This is a genomic window from Rarobacter faecitabidus (assembly GCF_006716265.1).
Taxonomy (GTDB): Bacteria; Actinomycetota; Actinomycetes; order Actinomycetales; family Cellulomonadaceae; genus Rarobacter; species Rarobacter faecitabidus.
The window spans coordinates 1,676,740-1,703,739 of sequence record NZ_VFOS01000001.1; the positions used below are offsets into that span (position 1 = coordinate 1,676,740).

Consider the following 27,000-nt stretch of genomic DNA (forward strand, 5'->3'; position numbering starts at 1 on the left):
TCGCACTCCATGGTCGTCAGATCATAGCCGAAACCTCGCGTTTCGGGCAGAAAGATGTCACTCGCCGACCGCGGTGTGCCACTGTAGTGTCATGGCGACCACTACCGGACAATCGCACGTCAAGGCCCTCATCGTCGAGGACGAGCCCGCCATCGCCTCCGCAGTGGCCCAGCGCCTGGCGGCCGAGGGCTGGGTGGTCCAGGTCGCGGACGAGGGCCTCAGCGCCGTCGAGGTGGCGCGGCGCTTCGAACCGGACATCGTCGTGCTCGATGTCATGCTGCCGGGCATCGACGGCCTCGAGGTCTGCCGGCGTATCCAGGTGGACCGGCCCGTCCCGGTCCTCATGCTCACCGCCCGCGACGACGAGACCGACATGCTGATCGGCCTGGGGGTCGGGGCCGACGACTACATGACGAAGCCGTTCTCGCAGCGCGAGCTGGTCGCTCGGTGCAAGGCGCTGCTGCGCCGGGTGGAGCGCCTGCGGGAGCAGTCCGCCCCAGGATCCGCGGAGCCGCCCATCGTCCTCGGCGACCTTCGGATCGACCGAGCACAGCGGCGGGTGACGCGCGGCGGCGACGAGATCCATCTCACGCCGACGGAGTTCGAGTTGCTGCTCACCCTCGCCGCGGAGGCACGTACCGTCCACACCCGCGAGCGCCTGCTGGAACAGGTGTGGGACTGGGCAGACGCGTCCGGCACCCGCACCGTCGACTCCCACGTCAAGGCGCTACGCCGCAAGCTCGGATCCGACCTGATCCGCACCGTGCACGGGGTGGGTTACGCGCTAGAGCCGCCCGCGGGCAATCCCGGTCCGGCCGACCAGGACGGCTGAGTCTCGGTGTCGCCGCGCCACTCGCGCCTGGGTAACCTACGACCCCTCGACTGGGTGCCGTCGATCAAGCTCAAGCTCGGCGCGCTGGTCATCGGTTCGGTGACGGGCGCGGCGTTCGTCACCTGGCTCGGCCTGCGCTTCCAGTTGGGCCCGACGCGCACCTTCCCCATCGCGATGGCCGTCGCCATCCTGCTGACCCTAATCCTGGCGCGCGGGATGACCTCCCCGTTGCGGCAGATGCGCGATTCGGCTCGCGCGATGGCCGCGGGCGACTACTCGCAACGGGTGCGAGCAAGCAGCCGAGACGAGGTGGGTCAGCTCGCCATCGCGTTCAACGCGATGGCGACCGAACTGGCCCAGGCCGATCGCGGCCGGCGCGATCTGATCGCGAACGTCGCGCACGAGATCCGTACGCCCATCGCGGCGCTGCGCGCCGAACTCGAGAACATCGTCGACGGGGTAAGCGAGCCGACCCCCGCGGCGCTCGAGGGATCGCTGCGGCAGACCGAACGGCTGACGCGGCTGGTGACGTACCTCCTGGATCTCTCCCGATTGGATGCCGGCGCCTCGTCGCTCGATATCGAGACCATCGATGTCGAGTCGTTCCTCGCGGACTGCGTGAACTCCGTGTTCGCCACGGCCAGCCAGGCAGACGTTCGCCTGCGCGTCGAGGTCACCCCTTCGGGGCTGACGATCGACGCCGACCGAGACCGGCTCGAGCAGGTGTTCATCAACCTCCTCGACAACGCGATTCGCCATACGCCTGACGGGAGCGCGGTGACGCTGAGCGCCCGCGACGTCGACGGCGGTGTGGTGATCGACGTGATCGACGAGGGGCCGGGGATCGCCGTCCAGGATCGCGAGCGCATCTTCGCCAGATTCGTGCGCGGCGAGGCTGCGCCCGCGGGATCGGCAACCGCGCGCAATCCGCTTCGGGCTGCCCAGTCGCAGCCCAACGGCTCCGGGCTCAGTTCGGGCACCGGGATCGGGCTGTCCATCGTCCGCTGGGCCGTTGAATTGCACGGCGGATCGGTGCGCGTCGTCGACTCCACCCGCGGTTCGGTGATGCGCGTAACACTCCCCCGGTCGACGTCAGAAAAATAGCCATCTAGACGCCGTCCATCGACTGGCAAAGACCCCTGGAAGACTCGCCCATGGGGCAGCCTTTGCCGATACCTCACCGAGGGGCGAATTGCCCGGTTTGCGGGGCCTGGTCGCGGCCCATCCCACCAGGAAAAGGGCCTAGGCTTAGTGGGTAAGCACCCGCCCGACCACCGCAACAGTCAAAGGGAGATAGTGCGTGTCCGCGAATGCTGAGTCCTCACCCATCAGCGACGTTGGTTCCGACTTCGGCGCAAACGAATGGCTCGTCGATGAACTGTACGAGCAGTATCAAGCCGATCCCACTGCTGTAGACCCAGTCTGGGCCGACTACTTCGCGAAGCGCGCGAGCTCCGATGGCGCAGCCGCGGTGACTCCGGAACAGGCAGCGCCCACCGCGCCGGCCGCCAGCGCGACTCCCGCGCCTGCGACGCAGGCCTCGTCCACTCCGAAGGCCCAGCCCGCCCGCCCGGAGCAGGCCGAGACCGCGCCGGCCGCGCCGATCGCCGCCGCCCAGCCCGCAACCGCTCCCTACGCGGCCGAGGCGACCCGCAACCGCGACACCGAGGACGACACCGCCAGCGACACGACCGCGAAGCTCCGCGGCCCCGCCGCCCGCGTCGTCACGAACATGGAGGCCTCGCTCGCGGTTCCGACCGCGACCTCGGTCCGCGCCGTGCCCGCGAAGCTCATGGTCGACAACCGCATCATCATCAACAACCACCTGCTGCGCGGCCGCGGCGGCAAGATCTCGTTCACGCACCTCATCGGATTCGCCCTGGTCGAGGCCCTCGAAGAGGTGCCTGCCATGAACGCGTCCTACACGCTCGTCGACGGCAAGCCCGGCGTCGTGACCCCCGCCCACGTTGGCGTCGGCCTCGCGATCGACCTCGCCAAGCCCGATGGCACCCGCCAGCTCCTCGTGCCCTCGATCAAGAAGGCCGAGACCATGGACTTCGCGCAGTTCTGGCAGGCGTACGAGGACGTGGTGCGCAAGGCGCGCAAGGGCACGCTCAGCGTCGACGACTTCAAGGGAACGACCATCTCCCTGACCAACCCCGGCACCATCGGCACAGTTCACTCGGTGCCCCGCCTGATGCAGGGACAGGGGACGATCATCGGGGTCGGTGCCATGGACTACCCGGCCGAATTCGCCGGCGCATCCGAGGAGCAACTCGCGCGCATGGCCGTGTCGAAGGTGCTGACGATCACCTCGACCTACGACCACCGGATCATCCAGGGCGCCCAGTCCGGGGATTTCCTGAAGGTCATGGCGAACAAGCTGCTCGGCAACGACGGCTTCTACGACCGCGTCTTCCACTCGCTGCGCATCCCCTACGAGCCGGTCCGCTGGGTCCGCGACAACACGATCGATGCGGCGGCCGAGGCCGCCAAGCCCGCCCGCATCGCCGAACTCATCCACGCTTACCGGTCGCGCGGGCACCTCATGGCCGACACCGACCCGCTGACCTACCGGCAGCGCCGCCACCCCGACCTCGACATCCAGACCCACGGACTCACCCTGTGGGATCTCGAGCGCCGCTTCCCCACCGCCGGGTTCGGTGGCACCGAGAGCGCGACGCTCCGCGACATCCTGGGGCTGCTGCGGGATTCCTACTGCCGCACCATCGGCTTCGAGTACATGCACCTGGCCGATCGCGCCCAGCGCAAATGGCTCCAGAAGCGGCTCGAGGCGGGCTACGAGAAGACGCCCGTCGCCGAGCAGTTGCGCACGCTGCGCAAACTCAACGCGGCGGAGGCGTTCGAGACGTTCCTGCAGACCAAGTTCGTGGGGCAGAAGCGATTCTCGCTCGAGGGCGGCGAGTCGCTGATCCCGCTCCTCGACGCCGTCCTCTCGCGCGCCGCCGAGTCGGGCCTGGACGAGGTCTGCGTCGGCATGTCTCACCGTGGTCGCCTCAACGTGCTCGCCAACATCGCCGGCAAGAGCTACAGCCAGATCTTCCGCGAATTCGACGGTAACCTCGACCCGCGATCCGTCCAGGGCTCCGGCGACGTCAAGTATCACCTCGGCACCGAGGGCGAGTTCGTCGCCGAATCTGGCGCGACGACCAAGGTCTACCTCGCCGCCAACCCGTCGCACCTGGAGGCAGTGAATCCGGTACTCGAGGGCATCGTGCGGGCCAAGCAGGACCGCATCGATCTAGGCGGCGACGGCTTCTCCGTGCTGCCCGTGCTCATCCACGGCGACGCGGCCTTCGCGGGCCAGGGCGTCGTGACCGAGACCCTGAACCTGGCGCAGTTGCGCGGCTACCGCACCGGCGGGACCATCCACGTCATCGTGAACAACCAGGTCGGCTTCACCACCGGCCCGAGTTCGTCGCGCTCGACGATGTACTGCACGGACGTGGCCAAGGGCCTGCAGGTGCCGATCTTCCACGTCAACGGCGACGACCCCGAGGCGGTGGTGCGGGCGGCTGAGATTGCGTTCGCGTTCCGCGAGCAGTTCGATCGCGACGTGATCATCGACCTCATCTGCTACCGCCGCCGCGGGCACAACGAGGGCGACGACCCATCGATGACGCAGCCGCTCATGTACAACCTCATCGAGGCCAAGCGGTCGGTGCGCACGCTCTACACGGAAGCGCTCGTTGGCCGCAAGGACATCACGCCTGAGGAAGCCGAGCAACTCGTCGCGGACTACCACTCCCAGCTTGAGCGCGTGTTCACCGAGACGCGCGACGACACGTTCCAGCCGCCGGCCGAGACGGAGCCGATCGCGGGCCTGGAGCGGCCGGAGTCGCAGCGAGAGGACGCCGGCACGATGATCGGCTGGCGCACCTCCGTCGATCCGTGGGTCGTCGAGCGCATCGGCTCGGCGCACCTGAACGCGCCCACCGGCTTCACGGTGCACCCCAAGCTTCAACAGTTGCTCGAGAAGCGCGAGGCTATGTCCCGCGAGGGGGACATCGACTGGGGCTTCGGCGAGCTGCTCGCATTCGGCTCGCTGCTGATCGAGGGCATGCCCGTCCGCCTCGCCGGGCAGGACTCACGACGCGGAACCTTCGTCCAGCGGCACGCCGTCCTGCACGATCGCGAAAACGGCGCCGAGTGGACCCCGCTGCTCTATCTCTCCTCGGACCAGGCGAAGTTCTGGGTCTACGACTCGGCCCTCACCGAGTTTGCCGGTCTCGGCTTCGAATACGGCTACTCGGTCGAGCGACCCGACGCGCTGGTCCTCTGGGAAGCCCAGTTCGGCGACTTCGCGAACGGCGCGCAGACCATCATCGACGAGTTCGTCGCCTCGGCGGAGCAGAAGTGGGCGCAGCGATCGTCCCTCGTCATGCTCCTACCGCACGGGTACGAGGGCCAGGGGCCGGATCACTCGTCCGCCCGGCTCGAGCGCTATCTGCAACTATGCGCCGAGAACAACCTGACGGTGGCGTTCCCCTCGTCCCCAGCGTCGTACTTCCATCTGCTGCGCCACCAGGCATACAAGCGCCCGCGCCGCCCGCTGATCGTCATGACGCCAAAGTCGATGCTACGGCTCAAGGCCGCCCGCTCAACCGTCCAGGACTTCACGACCGGCAGCTTCCGACCCGTGATCGGTGACGAGGTGGCCGCCGGAAACGCAGCCGGGGTCGATAGGGTCCTGCTGTGCTCGGGCAAGGTGTACTACGACCTGCTCGCCAAGCGCACCGCCCTCGGCGACGAGCGCACTGCGATCGTCCGCTTCGAGCAGTTGTATCCGCTGGATGAGGAATCGATTCACGCCGCGCTCGCCCCCTACGGCAACGCCGAACTCGTGTGGGTGCAGGACGAGCCGGAGAATCAGGGCGCGTGGACCTTCATCGCCATGAACCTGCCACCCCTGATCGGTGACCGGCCGCTTCGCGGCCTCACGCGCCCGGCATCAGCCTCACCCGCGGCCGGCATGACCCGCGTGCACCTCGCGGAGCAGCAGTCACTCGTCGAGGCGGCGTTCGCCCGATGAGCGCCGACGGTAGCGCACCTATCCGCATCCTGGCCGTCGGCGACGAGCTTGTCGCCGGTGTGGGCGATCCCAAGGCCATCGGCTGGCTCGGGCGCGTGACCGCTCGCACCGCGCCGGAAATCGACCTCGAGGTGTACACGCTCGCCGTGCCGGGTGAGACGTCGACCGAACTGTCGGCGCGCTGGCAGGACGAGGCCGCCCGGCGCGTGTCGCCGGATGTGGAGACGCGGCTGATCGTTGCGCTGGGACGCGAGGACGTGCGCCGAGGGCTCTCGCTCGCCCGTAGCCGCCTCAATCTCGCCAACATCCTGGACGAGGCCACCGCCCAGGGACTCAACCCGTTAGTCGTAGGCCCGCCGCCCGGGGCGGCCGAGGAAGCCGGCAAGCTTGCCGAGCTCTCCGCCGCATACCTCGACGTCGCCAGCCGGCGCCGCGCGCCCTACATCGAGTTGTTCAAGCCGCTGGAACGCCACCAGCAGTGGCTCGACGATCTGGCATCCTCGGGAAGCGGCCTGCCACAGCAGGCCGGCTACGGCCTGATCGCGTGGCTCGTGCTGCACTACGGCTGGCGTCGCTGGCTCGGCCTGGCCGAGGATCAGTAGGTTCCGGCGCTCACGAGAACCGGTGAGGTTAGACCCCCAAGCCGAATCAGGCGATGATCCCGGCGCTGCGCAATTCGACTGTGAGGTCCTGCGGGTTCGAGGACGCCGAGCAGGCTTCCTCGTACGTGATGACCCCGTCGCGCACCAGGTCGAAGAGGTGCTGGTCGAATGTCTGCATTTTGTAGTACTCGCCGTCGGCGATCAGATCGGCCAGCGGCGGGTTGCCCAGCGGGTCGACGATCGCGTCTGCGGTTCGTCCCGTGTTCACCAGCACCTCCGCCGCGACGCGCCGGCCGCTGTTGTCGGCGCGTCGGACGAGGCGCTGAGAGACTATCCCGCGCAGCGCCTGGGCCAGCGCGGTACGTACCTGCTGCTGCTCGTACGGCGGGAAGAAGTCGACGATGCGGTTGATCGTCTCCTGCGCGTCGATGGTGTGCAGCGTGGACATCACCATGTGCCCGGTTTCGGCGGCCTGCAGCGCCGCTCGCACCGTCTCCGAGTCGCGCATCTCGCCGACGAGGATGACATCGGGATCCTGGCGCATGGCCGCGCGTAGAGCGACATTGAAGTCGGCGGTGTCGTGGCGCACCTCGCGTTGAGAGATGATCGCTTTCTTGTCGGTGTGCAGCACCTCGATCGGGTCCTCGATCGTGACAATGTTGACCTCGCGGAAGGTGTTGATCAGATCGACCATCGCCGCGAGCGTCGTGGTCTTGCCGGAACCGGTCGGTCCCGTGACCAGGACGAGGCCGCGCGGCTCGAGGGCGAGCTCCCCCACGACCTCGGGCAACCCGAGCTCGGCCACCGAGAGCGCACCCTCGGCGACCCGGCGGAAAACGATGCCCACGTAACCGCGCGCCTGGTAGGCGTTGACGCGGAACCGGCCGATCCCGTCGAGCTGGTAGGCGAAGTCCGCCTCATGCGTGCGCTCGAACTCCTCGAAGAATTCCTCCGGCAGAACCTCGGTCAGAATGTGCATCGTATCCGTCGGCTGGAGGACCGGCGCCTGGACCTTGCGCAGGCGGCCATCGACGCGCAACCGCGGCTGCGAACCGACCTTGCAATGCAGGTCTGAGGCGCCCACCGAGACGAGGGCGTGAAGCAGTGGACCGACCGATTGAACCGTTGAACTCACATGGCCCTATCGGCACATTCCCGAGGACGCTTGAACTGTGGGACAATGTTCGATGACACCACGACTTCGCGTGTGCTTAGTCGTGCCACAAACCTCGTGAGGAGACACCATGAGCAAGCGTGGTCGCAAGCGCCGGAGCCGTAAGAAGAACGCGGCAAACCACGGCAAGCGCCCCAACGCCTGAGGCGATTGGCAGAGCCGGGTCGGACCCTAGCGGTCCGGCCCGGCTCTCTTTTTGCGCGGCGTGCTGGAGATGGCGTGGCGTGCTGGAGATACGGGCGTTGGCCCGCCGGTCACCCTAACGCGGCCAACCTGGAGCTTTGCGCGCGGTCTCCCGCCGGGAGGTCTCAGGGCGCGGCATCGACCTGTATCTCGGTTATCGCGATGGACTCGTACCCGCCCTGACGCAACCTGTCGACGATCTTGACGCGCAACTGCTCAGGGGCCTGCTCGACGCAGCAACGGCGTAGCAGGCGGCGAACCAGGTCCGACGTCGAGACATCGGACGAGCACTCGTCACACTCCGCCAGATGAGCGCGGATCCGTTCGGCGCTATCGGGCGCGAGGGCGGAGTCAAGGTACTCGAGCAGGTGCTCGTAGGCCTCGTCGCAACCGCACGGGCCGCCCGCTCGATCGGGTCTTCCTGCCACTGGATCGGTCATCGTTCCTCCTGATCCACTACTTCGCTGGGTGCACCCGCGATACCGCGCTCCGCGGCGTAGTCTGCGAGCAGATCGCGTAACTGAGCGCGTCCGCGATGCAGGCGCGACATGACGGTTCCCATGGGGGTACCCATCATCTCGGCGATCTCCTTGTACGGGAATCCCTCGACGTCCGCGAGATACACCGCGATACGGCGGTCCTCGGGAAGCTCTGCCAGCGCGTTCTTGATGTCCTCGTCGGGCAGGTGATCCAGCGCCTCGACCTCGGCCGAGCGCAGGCCCTGGGACGTGTGCGATTGGGCTCGGGCGATCTGCCAATCCTCGACCTCATCCGTACCGGACTGGCGCGGTTCGCGCTGCTTCTTGCGGTACGAGTTGATGTAGGTGTTCGTGAGGATGCGATACAGCCACGCCTTGAGGTTGGTCTCGGGGCGGTACTGGTGGAAGGCCGCGAATGCCTTCGTGAAGGCATCTTGCACTAGGTCTTCCGCGTCAGTGGGATTGCGCGTCATGCGCAACGCTGCGGCATAGAGCGGATCGAGGTACTGCAATGCGTCTCGCTCGAATCTCGCTCGACGCTCCTCGTCGGCCTCCGCCGCCGGTGCCCGGTGTGTATCCATTGCGGTACAGCCTACCGGCGCGCGGCGCCGCATACGCACCTCACTGACAGGATTCGGCAAGGCATTGATGACGGTCACATTGATAGTCAACGCACGTTCGCGCCCGCTCATTCCCCGCCCTCTCGGACGAATCTGAAACGCCGCGGGTTCTGGACTAGGCTGAACAGCGATGAACGCCGCCGGAGCAGGACAACCGGTCACGGCGCAGCGCATTTCTTGAAGGAGTTCCCATGGAGATCACCGTCGGTATTCAGAACACTGCTCGCGAACTCGCACTCGAAGTCGCCGAGTCGGCAGCGGAGGTCTCGAAGGCCGTCAGCGCGGCAATCGAATCCGGCCGGTCGCTGACGCTTACCGACGTCAAGGGTCGCACCGTCATCGTCCCGGCTGCCGCCCTCGCGTTCGTCGAGCTAGGCAGCGAAGAGCAGCGCCCCGTAGGCTTCGGCGCTCTGTGAGCCGCTGAGCATCGGATCGATCGTCCTTTAAGTCAGCCGACCTCGCGTCGCTGACGGAGCGCTTCTGCCGGGAGCGCGGGTGGCCGTTCCGGGGGTATCGGCGAGCTTCCCTGGGTTGGGGAGATGGGGTGCAGGATGCCGGTTCGCGGCAAATAGTCGCTTATCGCCGTCATAACCGGTAAAATGGCGTTCGTAGTTTGGTTGCCCGATCGTACCTGGCAGCATTTCTTCTAACCCGCGTGCCCCGGTCGTCGTTGCGACCTGGGAACACCAGCCAAGAGCAAACAGTGCTCTGCTGGGCTGGCACGCACGGAATTCCGCGATCGGCTTCCCCGACATTTGTTGGCGACTTCGCCCTGCCCAGCCAAGTGGGCCCCGCGACGTGCGCCCGCCGAATTCGACAGGATTTCCTTACGTGAACGAACCCATCGCTGACACCATCGCGCCCGAGGTACAAGCTCCCCAGCCCACATTCGCCGACTTCGGCGTCCTGCCCGCGACGGTCCAGTCGCTGGCGGATGTCGGCATCATCCATCCCTTCGCGATCCAGGAGATGACCCTGCCGGTCGCCCTGGGCGGACACGACATCATCGGTCAGGCAAAGACGGGCACCGGCAAGACGCTCGGCTTCGGCGTTCCGCTACTGAACCGCGTCGTCGCACCCGGCGAGGCTGGATACGACGATCTGCCGGCTCCTGGCAAGCCGCAGGCCCTCGTCATCGTGCCCACCCGCGAACTGGCGGTCCAGGTGGCCAACGATCTGGAGGCCGCCTCCTCCCGTCGCTCCGTGCGCGTGATCCAGCTCTACGGGGGCCGCGCCTACGAACCGCAGATCGCCATGCTGAACAAGGGCGTCGACGTGGTGGTCGGCACCCCCGGTCGCATGATCGACCTGATGAATCAGGGCCACCTGACGCTGTTGCGGGCGGGAATCGTCGTGCTCGATGAGGCCGACGAGATGCTTGACCTCGGCTTCCTGCCGGACGTCGAAAAACTCCTCAGCCAGACCCCCGCCGTACGGCAGACCATGCTCTTCTCCGCCACGATGCCCGGCCCAGTGGTCGCGCTCGCGCGCCGCTACATGAAGCAGCCGACACACATCCGCGCGTCCGACCCCCACGATGACTCGGTGACCGTCAAGAACATCACCCAGTTCGTCTACCGCACGCACGCGCTCGACAAGATCGAGATGCTCTCGCGGCTCCTGCAGGCCCGCGGCCGCGGCCTCACCATCGTCTTCACGCGCACAAAGCGCACCGCCGCCAAGGTGTCGGACGAACTGACCGAGCGCGGCTTCGCCGCGGGATCCATCCACGGGGATCTGGGTCAGGGCGCGCGCGAGCAGGCGTTGCGTGCGTTCCGCAACGGCAAGATCGACGTCCTGGTCGCGACGGACGTGGCGGCCCGCGGCATCGATGTCGAGGACGTCACGCACGTCGTCAACTACCAGTGCCCCGAGGACGAGAAGATCTACCTCCACCGCACTGGTCGCACCGGCCGCGCGGGTCAGCGGGGAACCGCAGTCACCTTCGTCGACTGGGACGATGTCCCCCGCTGGTCGCTCATCGACAAGGCCATCGGGCTCGGGCACCCCGACCCCGCCGAAACGTACTCCACCTCGCCGAGTTTCTACAGCGACCTCGATATCCCCGAGGGCACCAAGGGGCGTCTCCCGCGCACCCAGCGCACCCGCGCGGGCCTGGACGCCGAGCAACTCGAGGATCTGGGCGAGACCGGCAAGCGCACCGCGCCCGCCCGGAACGGACGCGGCGGCGAGCGACGCAACTCGGATCGCCGAGGCGGCTCGGGCGAGCGTGGCCGCCAGGGCGGAGCCGGCCATGCCCAGGCTCCGCGCGCGGCACGTGAACACGCGGGCGAGACGTCACCCAAGGACGGCGTGGACCCGGCCAAGCGACGCAGCAGGAACCGTCGCCGCACGCGTGGCGGAAAGCCCGCGGCGCCCGCGGCGGAGTAGCCGATCCCGGACGCGCTGCGCCCCTATTGCGGTATACCGTGGGGCGCTCCGCCGCGCGTTGAGCCACCGCGCGTGCCGTGAATCGGCGATGGCGGTGAAGCGACACGGCTGCGTTGTAGATCTCGCGGCGAGGGCCGGACAGCTGTACTGTCCGGCCCTCGCCGCGTCTCACCGCGCCGCGCGCTCGACTCGCAAGGAGGTCTTGACCGTCGATGTCGCCAGCGAACTCTTGCCGTAGAACCTCACGGTCACGCTGCCTGTCCGTCGCAATTTCTTCGTCTTGATGACCGCGACCCACGTCGTCTTCGACTTGACCACCTTGGCACGGCCGATGGTTCGGCCGCCCACGACGAGCCGAACCCTGGTCCCCTTCGGGGTGTACGGTGCCACGCCCCGAACGTGAACGACAACCTCGGCCCGCTGCCCGACGCGCAGCCGCTTCGCCCTCACGCTGACGACGCGTGGCCGCGCCTTGGTCACGCGGAGGGTCGTTCGGGTCGACGACGCGGACCAGGCGGTCGCCTGCGGGGCGAAGGCAACGGTCAAGGCGTGCGTTCCGACCGTCAGGTTCTTGGGTAGCGGGACGACTGCACTGCCGTTCGCGACTCTCGCCGTTCCGAGTTTCCTGGCTCCCTCGCTTACCGTCACCACACCGGCGGGCTTCGTCCGGGCGCTCACCGAGACCGTCACTCGATGAGCCTCGCCGTATCGGCTCGTCCCGGCGATCGCGGCAAGGGTCGTCACAGCCCCTGGAGCCGCACCCGGCGAGGGAACCGGCGACCCGCCGCCCGGGTTACCGCCGGGTGGGTTCTCGCCAGGCCCGGGACCCGGATCGACCCATTCCATCGACACTACCTGCTCGATCGCGCGCCGCAGCCGCAGCGCCGCCTCATCGACTTCACCTTGTCCTAACGTCTCACCAGTCATTTCAGTGACAGCGATGAGGTGGTTCGCCGCTGCCATTTCGCGTTGCAGGACGGACAGATAGGCGGGCAGCCGCGGAGTTGCCGACGCGATGGTCGCGACGGCCTGCTGGTAGGCGGTCGCGAGGTTCACGGACGACGGTGCGGCGTCGAATCGCAGCGACACGACGTTCCCGACGTACGGCCGATCAGAGTTGTGGCCCGTGCTGCGGAACACCACGTAGATGTCCTGTGCGTCCGAGTAGCGCGCCGGGTCTAGGTCGATCTGCACGGTTCCCATCGTGCCCCAGCCCGAAGCCGTGAACGGGAGTTGCACCCTGTCGTAGTCGACCGAATCCCTCGCGCCTCTATGCACTTCGATCCAGGAATTCTCCGGCGCCCGGCCCGTGGGCTTCTCGAACTGCACCAGGAGCCGGTCGGCACCGATGGCGCTGCGGCCCGCTGCCGAGGAGGCCCCGTACCGGATCCAGGAGCCGTCCTTGATGTTCTGAATCTTGTACGGGTCTGACGTCAGATTTAGCGCTGCGCCGTCGCTCGCCACGCCCGCAGAACTGGTATTGCCAGCGGTCAGGGGCGTGCGTGCCACGACTAGCGAACTCGTGAACTGCAACCAGTCGACGTTCGACACCCAGGATCTACCCGCGGGAGTGGCGCCGCGGAACACGAACGTGACGCTCGCAGCGCCTGCGAGCGCGGCCGGGTTCGTCAACTGCGCGCTCGCCACGCGGTAATCGCTCCACGCCACGCCCGTCGGTGGAAGCGCCACCGTGCCCACCAGTGATCCGTCTTGGGTTCCGGCCCGGATCTCGACTGAGGCATCGTGGAATCCCGAACCCGACGGATTGGCATAGCGCACCTGAATCCCCGCGGGAGTGACGTCGGTGCCGGTGATCGGATAGGTGATCCAGGCACCGGGGGCCACGCCGCCCAGATTTCCGCTGGACGCGTTGGTCTCCCTGGCGAGGCTACCGCCGGACCATGCGCTGCTGGCCTCGGCTTCGAGTCGACGCAGGATTCCGGAGTCGGGGACGAGCCCCGCGGCCGCGCTAGCGAGCCGCGCGTCGAGTTGCAGCAGGCGCGCACGAGACGTGGCCGACGCGGCGAGGCCTGCCGCGGCCGCGTCGCGCGCCCTGTCGAACAGTGAGAAGGACGCGACGGTGTACGACCCTCGCACCGCAGGCTGCGATTCGGTCAACCGACGAGTCAGCCTGGACCTCACCTGAGCCGTTGTATCGGATCCGGTGGCTGCGGCGGGCTGTCGGGAAGTGGTGGAGATGGATGTCGAGGGATCGGACATGGAATACGCGGGGGCGCTGCCGGCACCCCACGGGGTGGCCGTCGCTCCCATGGTGAAGGCCAGCGAGCCCTGCCCGGCGATCGCGCCATAGGTGACCCAGGTGTTGGCGAGCGCGGCACCGTTCAAGCGGGCCGATTGCACGTAGTAACTCGTGGGCGAGACGCCGTCGGCGTTGACACTGAACTCGGTGCCATCCGCGTGGGCAATGCTGACTTTCTCAAAGAATGGGGTGCCGATCTGGAACTGATCGCTCCCCTGCGTCACGGGGAACAGTCCCACCGCTGCGGCTACGAACATGGCGGACATGGTTCCGTGGTCATCGTCCATGGTCGGCAGCAAGCCATCGGGGCTCAGCTTATATACCCGCATCTTGCGAGGGGTCAGGAACTCACCCTTGTTATGGCTGCCGGCGATGTTCTCCGTCGTGGCGACATAGCGGTTGCAGGTCTCGGCCGTGTAGATCTCGCGAACCCACTTCTGCGTCTTGCTCGGTTCGCCCAGGTAGTTGAAGAGATAGGGCGTGTGGAGGTCGACCTCGTTGGCGTTGGAGTGGAGCATCCGAGCGCAGTTCGCGGGCGCCTCCTCCCCGAAGAAGTGCGAGAGCGCGGAACGTGCGGCGGTTGTTCCGCCCATCGAGGTGAACAGTCCCTGCAGGTCGTGGGTCGGATACCAGTGGTATTGCCACAGCGATCCCTGGTAGGGGTTGTCACCCTCGAATTTCTCCAGATCGGGGCTGGCCCAGGCACCAGCGCCATTGCGGGGTGTGAGAACGCCGACCTGGGTGCCGGTCGCGGATGTCCAGGCGCTGGGTTTGATGAGGTTCTGGTAGTTCAGTGCCCGCTGGCGGTATCTGACCGCATCGTCGGTCTTGCCGATCTCCTCCGCGATACTGGACATCGCCCAGTCATCGTATGCGGCCTCCACGGTCACGCCCGCACGATCGGCGAGGTATTGCGCGGAAGAATCGATACTCGGGTAGGCCGAAGAGAACGCGGCGAGGCTCGGATAGGCCTCGTCAAGCCGTTCCAGCGGGAATCCCTTCGCGAGCGCATCGGCCACCACGACAGCCGTGCGCTCCCACCGGACTCCCGGCACCGAATGGATCAGGCTACGCGGGCTGGCTACCCCGGCGTAGTTCGCCTGGGCGAACATGTCGACCATAGACCGCACCATGTCCGCGTATAGCTCTGGATACAGCAGCGAGAAGACCGCGTATTTGCGGAAGTCGTCCCAGGTGCTCCACGAGTCGTAGTGCGCGCGGCCATCGTCCGGGTAGACGACGCCGTCGCCGCCGAGGTAGGTGCCGTCCGTACTCGTCACATCGACGGGGGCGCCATGCATCCGATAGAGGCTGGTGTAGAAGATTCCGCGCAGTTCGCCCGTGGGATCGCTCGTGTCACTCGCGGTGACCCGCACACGCCCCAGTAGCGCCGCCCAGGTGTCATGGGTCGCCTGACGGACAGTGTCCAGCGCGGTGCCGTTGAGCGGGTTCGCTGCACTCGCACCTGCGGCGCCGATCGCGCCGAGTTCGGACCGCTGGTCGCGTTGGGCCTGCTCGATGGAGATTCCCGAGAAGGTCACGGCCAGCGATACCGACGAATTGGCGCTCGGCAGGTCGAAACCGAGGACGGCCCCGTTGTCCCACCCCTGTTGGCTTCGGGATTCGGTGAGCGCTCCGGTGTCGCCCCACGTCTGCACCCGGGCGACCGGCCGGCTGGTCTGGGCATAGAAGTACAGCCGGTAGGTGCCGCCGTGCACGCCGACGAGTTCCCCGGTTAGTTCGGCGCGGCCGTCCGCCAGGGTGGCGATGTCGAGTCTCGAGAGGACGCGGCGGTCGAAGTTGTTGTTCAGGTCGAGCACGAGCGAGGCTCGACCTGCTTGCGGAAAGGTGTACCTGTCGACGCCGGTTCGCTGGAGCGCGGCCAGTTCCGCGTTGATGATCCCGGTACCCGCCAGGACCTGTGAGTCCGTCCCCTGCGTCGAGGCAAGACCGACCTGGTAGTAGCCGGGCGACGCCGATTCGTTGGCGTGACTGAACGACTTCACATAGGACGCGACGGAGGGGCGTTGCGTGTAGGTGACTGCGGTGGGGACGACGAGGAAGTCGCCGCCCGCTCCGTTGCCACCCGCGCCGTCGGTGTTGGTGTGAACGAAGCCGCTGATCTGCGACTGCGCGTAGTCGTAGCCGCCGTGCGCGCGCTTCGGGTAGGTCACGGGGGTGGACTTGACGATGCCCGAGGGCGCGAAGGCGCCGGGAATCATCTGGCCGAAGTCATGCTGCGTTCCCATGAAGGGATCGACGAAGGTGGTTGGATCCGTCGTGACGACCACAGCGTCGGGAGTGTCCGCCGCTACTGCAGCCTGTGGCACCGCGGCCCCGCTCGTCAGGGTGAGCACGCTGGCCATCAGGGCCGCTGTCAGCGTTCGACGTTTCATCAAGAGTCCCTCTGTTGGCGTCATCGCCTGTCGAGCAGCCGGGGGCGCCGCATACCCAGGCGAGAATGACATCGTTGTCACACGCTGCTTCAGGCTAGCAAGCGGGCTCGCACCTTGTCTATCGGCCCAACGCGTGCACACTCCCCGGCTCACGCGGGAAGCGCGGGGACGGAACGCGCCCCGGTAGCGGGCGGGCGTGCCTCAGATCAGCGGCACGCCGGAGGCCTCGTCCACGATTCGCGCCAGCGCTGCGGGATCCGTCAGATTCTCGCCAAGGCGATTACGCTTGCCCGTCCCGTGATAGTCCGACGACCCCGTGGCGATCAGACCCAATTCGGCAGCTATCGCACGCAACCGAGAGCGCATCTCGTCGGTGTGATCGCGGTGATCGACCTCCAGGCCCCGCAAACCCGCATCGGCCAGTTCGGCCAGGTGCCGGGGCGCCAGCGTCGGTCCGCGCTTGGCCGCACCCGGGTGCGCGATGACGGGCACGCCGCCAGCGGCGAGCAGCAGTCGGATGGCGTGCACCGTGTCGATGGAATGGTGGTGCACGTAGTAGGGGCCGTGCTGCGACAGGATGCCAGCGAAGGCCTCGTCCCTGCTGCGAACCACGCCGGCGGCGACGAGGGCATCGGCGATGTGGGGACGCCCCGCGGTCGCCCCCGCTGGTGCCTGGCCCTGGACGTCGGCCCAGGTGATCGGGAAGTCGCGGCCCAGTTTTGCCGTCATGGCCTCGCCGCGCGCCAATCGTGACTCGCGCACCCGCTCGAACTCGGCAACCAGTTCCGGATTGGCGGGGTCGAACAGATACCCGAGCAGGTGCACCTTGATCCCGTCGTACACGGTCGATGCCTCCACTCCGCGCACGAGACCTATGCCAGCATTCCCAGCCGAGGCGGCGGCCTCATCCCAGCCACTGGTGGTGTCGTGATCCGTGATGGCCACGACGTCCAGGCCCGCGCCCACGGCGGCGAGGATCAGCTGCGTGGGGGTTTCGGTGCCGTCTGAGGCACTCGTGTGCGCGTGCAGATCGATGCGCGGCGGGTTGGTCATACCGGAACCGTAACCCACGCATCGCCCATCTTTCATCGCACCTTCGGTGCGAGAATGGAGAAATGACCGCTGACGAGCAGAAATCTCAGGAAGATGCCGGCACCTCGCTGGCAGATCGCGGTGAGCAGCGCAGCCGCCGTCCCCACTCGAAGGACTTCCTCGCCCTGATGCGCACTGGCTGGGCCGAGCGCGCTTCGCAATTGCCGCACGTGGGACGCGCCGCGTCGTTCGCTGCCGCGCGCCGGGAACGGCTTTCTTCACACTTCCCCGGTGTTCGACTCGTCATCCCGGCGGGTGGCCTGGTCCGGCGCTCGAACGACACCGACTACCGCTTCCGCCCTCATTCGGCCTTCGCGCACCTCACCGGACTCGGCACGGATCAGGAGCCGGACGCGGTGCTCGTCCTCGATCCTGAGCCGGGCGGCGGGCACCGCGCGGTGTTGTTCCTGCGCCCGCCGAGCGGGCGTGATTCGGACGAGTTCTTCGCGTCCGCCCGCTACGGCGAGTTCTGGGTCGGGCCGCGACCTGGCCTCGACGAACTTGGGGCGATCACCGGAATCGAGGCCCGCGACATCGCCGGCCTCGCCGACGCGCTCGCCAAGGACGTGGGCGCGCAGGGCGTGGCCCTCGCGATCGTCCAGTCGGCGGACGCCGAACTCGAAGCGGCGTGCGAGGCGATCCGGCTGGCCGCAGGCCTGGCGGAGGACGATGCCTCCCGCGACGCCAAGCTCACCGAGGCCGTCTCCGAGTTGCGGCTCGTCAAGGACGAGTACGAAGTGGAGCAGTTGCGGTTGGCCATCGCGGCCACGGCTGAGGGCTTCGAGAACGTGCTCGCCGCGCTGCCGGGAGCGCTCGATCACGCGCGCGGAGAACGGGTCGTCGAAAGCGCCTTCGATTCGCTCGCCCGCGTCACCGGCAACGCCGTTGGCTACGAGACCATCGCGGCCGCGGGCGAGCATGCGACGATCCTGCACTGGATTCGCAACGACGGCGTGGTCTCCCCCGGGGATCTGCTCCTCCTGGACGCAGGGGTCGAAGTCGATTCGCTTTACACCGCGGACATCACCCGCACCATTCCCGTGTCAGGCGCCTACTCCGAGGTCCAGCGTCGCGTTTACGAGGCGGTGCTCGATGCGGCGGATGCGGCCTTCGCCGCGGCCAAGCCCGGAAACCGGTTCCGCGACGTCCACGCGGCCGCGATGGCCGTCATTGCTGAGCGACTGCACGAGTGGGGGCTGCTCCCGGTCCCGCCCGAGGTGGCACTGAGCGAGTCAGGCGGGCAGCACCGCAGGTGGATGGTGCACGGGACGAGCCATCACCTGGGGCTCGACGTCCACGACTGCGCGCAGGCGCGTCAGTCGCTCTACCTGGATGCCGTGCTGGAGCCGGGGATGGTCTTCACGATCGAACCGGGCCTGTACTTCAAGGCTGACGACCTGCTGGTGCCGCAGGAGTATCGCGGCATCGGCGTCCGCATCGAGGATGACGTGCTGATCACCGAGGATGGCAACGAGAACCTATCCGCCGCCCTGCCGCGCCGGCCCGACGATGTCGAGGCGTGGGTGCAGGCCCGGCTTAGGCGCCGAGCTGCCGACGAATAGGCCCGGCCGCCAGCTATTCGGTCGGCGGCATGCTCTGGGCGTCCGGGTCTGAAGCCTGTTGCAGGTCCTCTGTGCGGACGCCATATCGCGGACGGCCGTGCTCATCGACGAAGTTGGGGTGCGGGCGCGAGGGCGCCTGCTGAGCGGGTGGCTGCTGGGCCGGTGCATGGGTTGCCGGAAGCGGCTGAGCGGGTGCCGCCGGGTACGACGCCGCGCCGGGAACGGCGGAGGCCTCGTCCGCGGAACGCCGCAGCGGAACCTCATTGCGCAGGAATCCGCCCTCACGCAACAACTGCGCGGCCTGCCCCGCGGTTTCGGATAGTGAGAGCACCGCATAGCGCGACGCCACGATCTGCGTGGCGGAGGTGAAATCGCGCTTGCCGCGCGTCATCGCGTAACTGATGACGGAGAACAGCAGTCCGAATCCGGCACCGACCGCAATGGCGGAGATCATCGCCGGACCGCCGTCCTCGATGAACAGCAGGAACAGCAGACCGATGAACAACCCGAGCCACGCGCCCGATGCCAGGCCTGCGACCGCGACCTTCGAATACGTGAGTCTCCCGGTGACGCGCTCAACCATCATCAGGTCCGACCCGACGATGGTCACATTCTGCACCGGAAACGCCTTGTCGGAGAGGTAATCGACGGCCTTCTGCGCGTCCAGATAGGACCGGAACGACGCGATTTCTTCCCCCTGCGGGGCCATGGGCACTTGCGGGGTTCGACTCGAGTTGAAAGACATAGGTACATTGTCTCCCAATCGCCCTGAGAATGCCGCCCCCGTCGCGTCCCACTGCGACCCAAAATCGCGCACTTCCGACCGCTGTGGCCGGTAGTCTTGACCCGTGAGTGGCGCTACTGGACGTGTATTCGTAGCCCGCCTCGCCGGCACAAAGGTGTTCGATCCTCTCGGAGACCAAGTGGGGCGGGTGCGGGACGTCGTCGTCATGCTCCGCGCGCACGGCGCGCCGCGGGCAGTGGGACTGGTCGTCGAGGTCCCGGGCCGAAAACGCGTCTTCCTGCCGCTCACCCGCGTCACCTCCATCGCGCCCGGCCAGGTGATCAGCACCGGACTGCTCAACATGCGCCGCTTCGAACAGCGCCCCATGGAGACACTGGTCGTCGGGGAGCTGCTGGACCGCGTGGTCGATCTCCGCGACGGTTCGGGCAAGGCGATCATCGAGGACATCGGGCTGGAGCAGACGCGCAACCGCGACTGGGAGATCACCAAGATCTCCTTCCGCCGCCAGGACGCGCCCCCCGGCGCGCTCGGCCTCCGGCGGCGCGGCGAGACCTGGGTGGGCGACGTGAACGAGGCCCGCTCGCTGAGTCGAAGCGGCGCCGAGCAGAGCGCCAAGACGCTGCTGGCGTCATATGAGGAACTCAAGCCCGCCGACCTAGCCGACGTGATGCATGACCTCGACGACACCCGCCGCCTCGAGGTCGCCAATGCCCTCGATGACGAACGCCTGGCCGATGTCCTTGAGGAACTGCCCGAGGACGACCAGGTCGGCATCCTGTCCCGACTCGACTCGGACCGCGCTGCCGACGTGCTGGAGGCCATGCAGCCCGACGACGCCGCGGACCTGCTCCACGAACTGCCCGAGGCGCGGGTCGCCGAGCTGCTCGAACTCATGGAGCCGGAAGAGGCAGAGGATGTCCGCCGACTGCTGAGCTATGACGAGAAGACCGCCGGCGGCCTCATGACCACCGAACCGGTCATCGTCACTCCGGAGACATCGATCGCCACCGGCCTGGCGCGCATCCGCCGCGCCGATCTGCCACCGGCGCTGGCTTCGATGATCTTCGTGGTGCGCCCGCCGGTCGAGACGCCGACAGGCCGGTTCATCGGCGTCGTGCACTTCCAGCGCATGCTGCGCGAGCCGCCGCACGGCTCGGTGGGCGGCATCATAGACACCGATATCGAGCCGGTCGGCCCGCACGCCTCGCTGAGCGAGATCGCCCGGATCCTCGCGACCTACAACCTGCTCGCCATCCCCGTGGTCGATACCGAGCGGCACCTGCTGGGTGCCGTCTCGATCGATGACGTGCTCGACCACATGCTGCCCGAAGACTGGCGCGGTGCCGATGACGCATCCGACACCGCCGACACTGAAAGCGAGGTGACCCGTGGCTGACCGCCTTGATCTCCCCCGCACCACCCGTCGCTCGCTACTGCCGCGGGTCACCGTGACCGAGGACGGCTTCGGCAAGGTCTCGGAATCGATCGCCCGGTTCATGGGAACCCCCCGGTTCCTGGTCTACATGACGATCTTCTGCCTCGCGTGGCTGGCGTGGAACTCGTTCGGACCGCCGGATCTGCGCTTCGACAAGGCGGCGAACGGCTTCACGGCGCTGACACTGATGCTCTCTCTGCAGGCGTCCTACTCCGCTCCCCTCATCCTGCTGGCGCAGAACCGCCAGACCGACCGTGATCGCGTGTCTGCCGAGCAGGACCGGCAGCGGGCGGAACGGAACCTGGCCGACACGGAGTTCCTCGCGCGCGAGGTCGCCGCGCTGCGCATCGCACTCGGCGAGGTGGCCACGCGCGACTTCGTCCGGTCCGAGTTGCGCAATCTGCTTGAGGAGATCCAGGCGGACGCGGACGAACGCGCCGAGGCAAGAGTGGCCGAGGCCGCCGAGCAGGCGAGTCGCAGCGACTAGTCCCGCGGTTACGACGCCGCTGCCGACCTTAGTGGAGATAAGCGACCGGCCACGCCCCACACTCGGATATCTCACCCCACGGGAAGCCTTCAACCGACTCTGCGTTACTCCCACGACGACCGTGATGCCTCATGTCGATACCTCCGGATGGGGTAGTCGTTGCCTCATGCGAGGATCTTCGGATGGCTGGTGTCGTTGCCTCAGTTGTTTCCTCCGCTAGACGGTGTTGTCGTGGTGGCTGCGGCCCTTGGCTTGGGCGAGGGTTTCGAGCTGGCTTGTGAGGTCGAGGATCTAGCGTTGCAGGGCGCCGAGGCGGAGCTTCTTGGAGCGGGCGTTCATGGTGATCACGGGCCGTTTCCGGGTCGCGGGGTGGGCCAGGGCGCGTTGGTGCGGGGTCGCGGCCTGGTGGTAGGTCTTGATCACTTTCGCGCCGTCACGGTGCTTGTTCTTGAGCTTCAACGACGGCAGGAAATAGTTCGCGAACGCGTCATCGAGGTCCCAGATCCGGTTCAGCAACTCGAGTTCGCCTGGGGTGTCGTAGCGGTAGTAGCCGACCAACTCCTTGACGCGGGCCCAGTTCTTCTGCTCGACGTAGCAGCCGTCGTTCTTCCTCCCGGCCCGGCCGCGGGTGAACGCGATCTGGTGCTGTTCGCAGTAGGCCAGCAGGTGGTGGTTGATGAACTCCGAACCGTTGTCGGAGTCGATCCCGCGGATCGGGAACGGGAACATCCCAGCGGCGTGATCGATGGCCTCGATCACCCACCGGCGGGCCTTGTTCGATACCGACCGGTTCACGGTCCACCCGGTCGCGATATCGGTCATCGTCAGGGTGTAGCGGTACTCCCCAGCGGCGACACCACCGTCGTGGGCGACCAGATCGATCTCCACGAACCCGGGGGTAGCCTCGTCCCAGTCAGCGAAGGTACGGATCGGGATCTGATGCTTCAACAGTGATCCCGGATTCGTGTGCGACCGGCCCCGCAGCGTCATCCGGCGGCGTTCACCGGCGAGCATCCGGTCGATCGTGGCCGCGGAGATCCCGGCCAGCAACGCGGCTTGGTCATCGGTCAGATCGATCGCGCCCTCGGCCCGCAGCAGCGGCACCAGCACTGGCATGAACGGCGCCAGGATCTTCCCGGCCGGGGCGCGCAACAGCACCCAGCAGCGGATCAACCCCGGCAACAGATCATCGCCGTAGGTCCGCGGCATGGAGTTGCGGGGACGGACCGGACGGATCGTCAACGCGTCCCACAACGCCACCCGTGCGTAGTCACGATGCCAGCCATTCAACTCCACCAACTCGTCCAGGATCCGGGACTTACCCGCCCGATCCGCACCCCGGTACGCCAGGGCCTTCTTCTTCGTCACAGCCTTGCGCTGGCTCATCGTCAACTCCACACCAGATCGTGCCCAGGCGGAGAACACGATCTGAGGCAGACCTCACCCAAGCGGAGGTTTTAGATGAGTCAAGTCGACGACTTGACCCGGCCTGGGGTCGGTGCCATAATCAGCAACGACGAGACAAAGATGTCAAGTCCATGACATCGTGAAACGTAAACTCGAAACTACGGAGACACGCAATGGCCTCATCACGTATTATTGCGATCCAACGCTCTATCGCATGCTCATTGATGCTAAGCCTTGCTTTTGCAAGCACTGCGGCAATTGCAGATGAAGAAGTTCCACAGCGAGCGTTGACACGCGTAGGTGAACTCGATTCCGCTGACATTTATGCAGAATACTTCGACGTTACTCCCTCGCAGATACGCAAAAGCCAGGAAATGAGTGACTACGCTGCAAGTCTAGAAATGAAATTGAGTGAAGATTTCCCAAAGGTGCTATCGGGTGTGTCGATTAACCTTAACACCTCCATCGTTTCAGTTTATGCGAAGTTGAACGAGAAAGAGGGACAGGAACTCGTTAAGGCCCTACTTGCTGACAAACAGCCCTATCAGGTGGAAGTGCACGAGTCGGCATCAAGCATGTATGAAAGAGCGAAGGTATTGGCTTCACTGAGCGAAGAACTCGAAGCGGCAAACGTGATTGCCGACCTTTCCGGCGACATGAAATCCGGCAAGATCCTCGCGGAAGTTGCGCAAGACGACATTGACGGGAGAAAAACGATCGAGTCTCTGACGCGGGAGGCTGAAAAGACTCGAATTGTCTCACACAGTGATGAACCTCGTAGCCTGGTAGAAGTTCAAGTCGTGGAAGCACTCGCGCAGCCAGCCGCTGCAGGAAGAGGTGGGAATCACACGGCTAAATGCACTATCGGCCTCCCGCTCGTGAACACATCAGGAAATCGGTTCCTCACAACAGCAGGCCACTGCACAGGCACGCAGAACATAACAGCGCCAAATGCAATAAGCACGACGCTGAAACAATCATTCTACTCAGGCTCGAGAGATATGCGGATTCTCACTATTGATGGTAACAACACGGTCGGGACAGGACTTCGCTATAAGAACTCTGCTGGAACTTGGTTGTCCCAAAGCATCACCGGCATAAAGACTCGTAACGCTACGGTAATCGGATCGATTGTTTGCAAAGCTGGCAGAACAATCGCAACTGCTTGCGGAGAGGTTACGAGCAAGGAGGTCAATCCTGGCTATGTTGCTAATGGAAATGCCACATTTATTCGTTCTAAAGCGCAAACCTCGGGCGGGGATAGCGGAGGGCCAGTATTCCTTCAATCGACCGCCTACGGTTTCACCAGTGGAGCAGTCATTCCCGTTGGCGCTTCAAAGGGAGATCTGATTTTCCAGTCGGTGACCTATATACCCTCTGGTTACGCTGTACTGACTACTTCATCTTAAGACATATGAGAGCAGGCGAATGACGTGAAAACCAGGCAATTATCAATCGCTACGATGGCAATGGTCTCTATACTAATCTTGCCAGTCGGCTGTGCAAAGGAATCGGGACCAGCAAACAGCGGTGCGAACTTTCCGCACACAATCTCATCACTTGAGGCCTATCCAGCGGCGCTGTTGGAGGGAAACCTGAGCATCGAAAAGAGCGGTGATGCCTATTGTCCCCGAGTTGAGACCGCACAAGGGGACAACTACCTTCTCGTGCTCCCTCCTACGGCAGAGGTGAAAGCCGAATCAATCGCGGTTTTCGGTAAGGTCTACGCCACAGGTGACGTCGTGTTTAGTGGGGGTGATCTGAACATTGACTTCGACGATGCGGGTTGTTCTTCAAACTCAGGGAAGTGGCTGGCTGGGCCGTAGGGCATTGTTGCCGTCGTTTACATAAGACGACCTAGCCTCGATATTTCGTCCGTGCTGGTAGTGCCCGTGGCGGAGTGATCGCCACCTGGGTGATGTCCGTCCGGCGGAACCGGTTGGGCGGGTACAGGATCGTACTCCGCGACCTACGCATTCTCACGGGCCTGACCATCAGCGTCCAGGGCGGGTTCCCCCAGCGACTAGGGGATGAGTTCGTAGAGTTTTGGTGTGTTGAAGGGGTGGGTGTATCCGACCGAGTGGGGTAAGTCCCGGTTCGTCAACCAGGTCAAGAATCCTCTGGTACGACCGGCGACTAGACTGGACCCATGACAGTTGTCGGCCCCGACGAGGCTTCCATTCGCAACGCCCTCGGCGGCGTGAATGACCCCGAACTCGGGCGGCCCATCACCGAGTTGGGCATGGTCCAGCGGGTGGAAATCAAGGACGAGGCCTCCGACGCTGGCGCCACCGTCACAGTCGGGGTGAACCTGACGACCGCTGCCTGCCCGTTACGCACCGAGTTGTCCAAATCCGTACGCGAGGCCGTCCTCGCCGTGCCCGCAGTGGCTAGCGTCGCGGTCGAGTTCTCGGTGATGAATGCGGCGCAGCGGGCGCAACTCAAGGCGACTCTTCGCGGCGGCGACGGATCGCCGGTGATCGCTTTCAACGCGCCGGGCAACCTCACGCGCGTGCTCGCCATAGCGTCGGGAAAGGGCGGGGTGGGCAAGTCGAGCCTGACGGCCAACCTGGCCGCGTCCATGGCGAGCTCGGGCCTTCGCGTCGGGGTCATCGACGCGGATATCCACGGCTTCTCGATTCCTCGTATGCTCGGCGTCGAGGGGCAGCCCACGCGCGTCGAGGAGATGCTGCTGCCGCCGATGGTGGACGGCATCAAGGTCGTGTCCATCGGGATGTTCACCCCGGGGGGCCGCGCAGTCGTGTGGCGCGGGCCGATGCTGCATCGGACGCTGGAGCAGTTCCTGGCGGATGTGTTCTGGGGGGATCTCGACGTCTTGCTCCTCGATCTGCCGCCCGGGACGGGGGACATGGCGATCTCGGTGGCGCAGTTGCTGCCGAACTCGGAACTCGTCATCGTGACCACGCCCCAGCCAGCCGCCGCAGACGTGGCCGTCCGGGCGGGCGCGCTCGCGACGCAGACGTCCCAGCGCGTGGCGGGCGTGATCGAGAACATGTCGTGGCTGGACGGTCCCGACGGTCAGCGTATAGAGCTGTTCGGGGCGGGCGGCGGAGAACTCGTCGCCAAGAAACTGCGCGAGACTCTGGAAACCGAGGTGCCCCTCCTGGGCCGGATCCCACTGGACGTGGCTTTGCGGGAGGGCTCGGACGAAGGCCGGCCCGTCGTGATCTCCCACCCCGATTCGCCTGCGGCGACCGCGATCACGTCGATCGCCGCTCAACTCGTGAAGCGGCCGCGCGGTCTCTCAGGGATGTCGCTCGGCATCGCCCCGGTGCGCGCCTAGCTGACTTGTCCGTCGCGCCCCGCGATCACGCGGTTAGAGCGCGCCGGTAAATTACCGCTGTGTCGCTTCCGAGAAGCGCACTAACCGTCGAGCGAACGGGCGGTCGTCCACCCGCGGAGTCTCGCGAACGCGCCCTTACAGGTCGTAGTCGACGAGCAGCGGCGCGTGATCCGAGAAGCGCGTGTCGTAGGTGGCCGCCCGGTCGACGACCGCATTGCTCGCGAGTTCAGCGAGTCCGGGCGTCGCCAACTGATAGTCAATGCGCCAGCCGGCATCGTTGTCGAAGGCCTGTCCGCGCCAGGACCACCAGGTGTATGGACCGGGGCCGGGACCTCCGAGACGACGACCCAGGTCTACGAAGCCGATCTCATCGAACCATATGTCCAGGTAGGCACGCTCCTCGGGCAGGAAGCCAGCCGCCTTCAGGTTGCCGCGCCAGTTCTTGATGTCGACGTTTTGATGCGCGATGTTGATGTCCCCGGCGACGACGACATGCCTGCCCGAGGCCGCGAGTTCGCGCAGCCGTTCCGTGACGCGCTCAAGGTGCGAATACTTCATATCCATCTTCGGGGTTCCTGCCGTCCCGGAGTGGATATAGGTGGAGATGACCGTGAGTTCATTGCCGTCTGCGGTGGTGATGTCCGCCTCGACCCACCGGCCGGTGTCGACGTCAGGCTCAAGTTCCAGCCCCAGGCCGACTCGCGCCTCGTTGATAGGCAGCGCAGTGGCGATGGCCACTCCCGCCCGCCCTTTGACGCGGCAGGCTTGCTGGACGATCTCCAGTCCGGGAAGGTGCTCCAGGACGAGTTCTTCCGGAGCCCTCACCTCCTGTAGCAGCAGCACGTCCGGGCGTCGGGCATCTATCCAACGATTCAGGCCGCGCTTGGCTGCGGCACGGATACCGTTCAGGTTGACTGTGGCGATGGTGAGCACGCCGTCCATCTTTGCCGCATTTGCTGTTGCGATCAAACTTTGCAT

General features: G+C 66.0%; 21 protein-coding genes. 13 read left to right on the forward strand and 8 right to left on the reverse strand.

Annotated features, from left to right (window positions below):
• Window positions 1-91 precede the first annotated feature (91 nt).
• The 4 genes from FB461_RS07365 (at window position 92) to FB461_RS07380 (ending at window position 6,487) form a co-directional block, all read left to right on the forward strand.
• A complete protein-coding gene (locus tag FB461_RS07365; protein WP_142120320.1) occupies window positions 92-832 on the forward strand; it encodes a response regulator transcription factor in 741 nt (246 codons plus the stop codon).
• A 54-nt stretch (window positions 833-886) separates the two neighbouring features.
• Window positions 887-1,936, forward strand: a complete 1,050-nt coding sequence (locus FB461_RS07370) for a HAMP domain-containing sensor histidine kinase (protein ID WP_246046067.1) — start codon at window positions 887-889, stop codon at window positions 1,934-1,936.
• A gap of 196 nt (window positions 1,937-2,132) precedes the next feature.
• Window positions 2,133-5,885: a multifunctional oxoglutarate decarboxylase/oxoglutarate dehydrogenase thiamine pyrophosphate-binding subunit/dihydrolipoyllysine-residue succinyltransferase subunit gene (locus tag FB461_RS07375; protein WP_142120324.1), complete on the forward strand. Its 3,753-nt coding sequence runs from the start codon at window positions 2,133-2,135 to the stop codon at window positions 5,883-5,885.
• Entirely contained in the window at window positions 5,882-6,487 is a 606-nt protein-coding gene (locus tag FB461_RS07380; RefSeq protein ID WP_142120326.1) for a GDSL-type esterase/lipase family protein, read from the forward strand. The genes FB461_RS07375 and FB461_RS07380 overlap by 4 nt, the downstream gene beginning before the upstream one ends.
• 46 nt (window positions 6,488-6,533) lie before the next feature.
• Here FB461_RS07380 and FB461_RS07385 read toward each other — a convergent pair whose 3' ends face one another.
• Window positions 6,534-7,622, reverse strand: a complete 1,089-nt coding sequence (locus FB461_RS07385; protein ID WP_142120328.1) for a type IV pilus twitching motility protein PilT — start codon at window positions 7,620-7,622, stop codon at window positions 6,534-6,536.
• Between the two features lie 109 nt (window positions 7,623-7,731).
• On the opposite strand from FB461_RS07385, the gene FB461_RS12495 reads away from it, so the two are divergent.
• Complete coding sequence (locus FB461_RS12495) at window positions 7,732-7,806, forward strand: 50S ribosomal protein bL37 (protein WP_372434446.1); 75 nt, start codon at window positions 7,732-7,734, stop codon at window positions 7,804-7,806.
• Between the two features lie 163 nt (window positions 7,807-7,969).
• Here FB461_RS12495 and rsrA read toward each other — a convergent pair whose 3' ends face one another.
• Together rsrA and FB461_RS07395 are read right to left on the reverse strand one after the other, a co-directional pair.
• The gene (rsrA, locus tag FB461_RS07390) at window positions 7,970-8,284 is read right to left on the reverse strand and encodes a mycothiol system anti-sigma-R factor (protein WP_142120330.1); all 315 of its coding nucleotides are present in this window, start codon (window positions 8,282-8,284) and stop codon (window positions 7,970-7,972) included.
• Window positions 8,281-9,015: a sigma-70 family RNA polymerase sigma factor gene (locus tag FB461_RS07395; protein ID WP_142120332.1), complete on the reverse strand. Its 735-nt coding sequence runs from the start codon at window positions 9,013-9,015 to the stop codon at window positions 8,281-8,283. The genes rsrA and FB461_RS07395 overlap by 4 nt, the downstream gene beginning before the upstream one ends.
• Before the next feature lie 119 nt (window positions 9,016-9,134).
• Here FB461_RS07395 and FB461_RS07400 point away from each other — a divergent pair, with 119 nt between their 5' ends.
• Entirely contained in the window at window positions 9,135-9,359 is a 225-nt protein-coding gene (locus FB461_RS07400) for a DUF3107 domain-containing protein (protein WP_142120334.1), read from the forward strand.
• 415 nt (window positions 9,360-9,774) lie between these two features.
• On the forward strand, window positions 9,775-11,334 hold the full coding sequence (locus FB461_RS07405) for a DEAD/DEAH box helicase (RefSeq protein WP_246046068.1): 1,560 nt from the start codon (window positions 9,775-9,777) through the stop codon (window positions 11,332-11,334).
• Window positions 11,335-11,502: 168 nt separating this feature from the next.
• On the opposite strand, the gene FB461_RS07410 is transcribed toward FB461_RS07405, so the two are convergent.
• Window positions 11,503-15,990 carry a glycoside hydrolase domain-containing protein gene (locus tag FB461_RS07410; RefSeq protein ID WP_170222647.1) on the reverse strand — a complete coding sequence of 1,496 codons (4,488 nt, stop codon included), beginning with the start codon at window positions 15,988-15,990 and terminating at the stop codon, window positions 11,503-11,505.
• A gap of 201 nt (window positions 15,991-16,191) precedes the next feature.
• Window positions 16,192-17,043: a PHP domain-containing protein gene (locus FB461_RS07415; protein ID WP_142120340.1), complete on the reverse strand. Its 852-nt coding sequence runs from the start codon at window positions 17,041-17,043 to the stop codon at window positions 16,192-16,194.
• Between the two features lie 62 nt (window positions 17,044-17,105).
• On the opposite strand from FB461_RS07415, the gene FB461_RS07420 reads away from it, so the two are divergent.
• Complete coding sequence (locus FB461_RS07420) at window positions 17,106-18,644, forward strand: aminopeptidase P family protein (protein WP_142120342.1); 1,539 nt, start codon at window positions 17,106-17,108, stop codon at window positions 18,642-18,644.
• Window positions 18,645-18,657: 13 nt separating this feature from the next.
• Here the strand turns inward: FB461_RS07420 and FB461_RS07425 are convergent, their stop codons facing one another.
• Window positions 18,658-19,389 (reverse strand): YflT domain-containing protein, encoded by a 732-nt coding sequence (locus FB461_RS07425; RefSeq protein ID WP_142120344.1) that lies wholly within the window; start codon window positions 19,387-19,389, stop codon window positions 18,658-18,660.
• 103 nt (window positions 19,390-19,492) lie between these two features.
• On the opposite strand from FB461_RS07425, the gene FB461_RS07430 reads away from it, so the two are divergent.
• Together FB461_RS07430 and FB461_RS07435 are read left to right on the forward strand one after the other, a co-directional pair.
• A complete protein-coding gene (locus FB461_RS07430; protein WP_246046069.1) occupies window positions 19,493-20,785 on the forward strand; it encodes a magnesium transporter MgtE N-terminal domain-containing protein in 1,293 nt (430 codons plus the stop codon).
• Window positions 20,778-21,311: a DUF1003 domain-containing protein gene (locus tag FB461_RS07435; protein WP_142120346.1), complete on the forward strand. Its 534-nt coding sequence runs from the start codon at window positions 20,778-20,780 to the stop codon at window positions 21,309-21,311. Before FB461_RS07430 ends, FB461_RS07435 begins: the two co-directional genes overlap by 8 nt.
• Window positions 21,312-21,602: 291 nt before the next feature.
• Here the strand turns inward: FB461_RS07435 and FB461_RS07440 are convergent, their stop codons facing one another.
• Complete coding sequence (locus FB461_RS07440; RefSeq protein WP_142120348.1) at window positions 21,603-22,697, reverse strand: integrase catalytic domain-containing protein; 1,095 nt, start codon at window positions 22,695-22,697, stop codon at window positions 21,603-21,605.
• A 194-nt stretch (window positions 22,698-22,891) separates the two neighbouring features.
• Between FB461_RS07440 and FB461_RS07445 the strand changes: the two genes are divergently transcribed.
• The 3 genes from FB461_RS07445 (at window position 22,892) to FB461_RS07455 (ending at window position 26,022) form a co-directional block, all read left to right on the forward strand.
• Window positions 22,892-24,127: a S1 family peptidase gene (locus FB461_RS07445; RefSeq protein WP_142120350.1), complete on the forward strand. Its 1,236-nt coding sequence runs from the start codon at window positions 22,892-22,894 to the stop codon at window positions 24,125-24,127.
• A gap of 54 nt (window positions 24,128-24,181) precedes the next feature.
• Window positions 24,182-24,544: a hypothetical protein gene (locus tag FB461_RS07450; RefSeq protein ID WP_142120353.1), complete on the forward strand. Its 363-nt coding sequence runs from the start codon at window positions 24,182-24,184 to the stop codon at window positions 24,542-24,544.
• A 323-nt stretch (window positions 24,545-24,867) separates the two neighbouring features.
• Window positions 24,868-26,022: an Mrp/NBP35 family ATP-binding protein gene (locus FB461_RS07455; protein WP_142120355.1), complete on the forward strand. Its 1,155-nt coding sequence runs from the start codon at window positions 24,868-24,870 to the stop codon at window positions 26,020-26,022.
• A 135-nt stretch (window positions 26,023-26,157) separates the two neighbouring features.
• Here the strand turns inward: FB461_RS07455 and FB461_RS07460 are convergent, their stop codons facing one another.
• Window positions 26,158-27,000: an exodeoxyribonuclease III gene (locus FB461_RS07460; RefSeq protein ID WP_246046070.1), complete on the reverse strand. Its 843-nt coding sequence runs from the start codon at window positions 26,998-27,000 to the stop codon at window positions 26,158-26,160.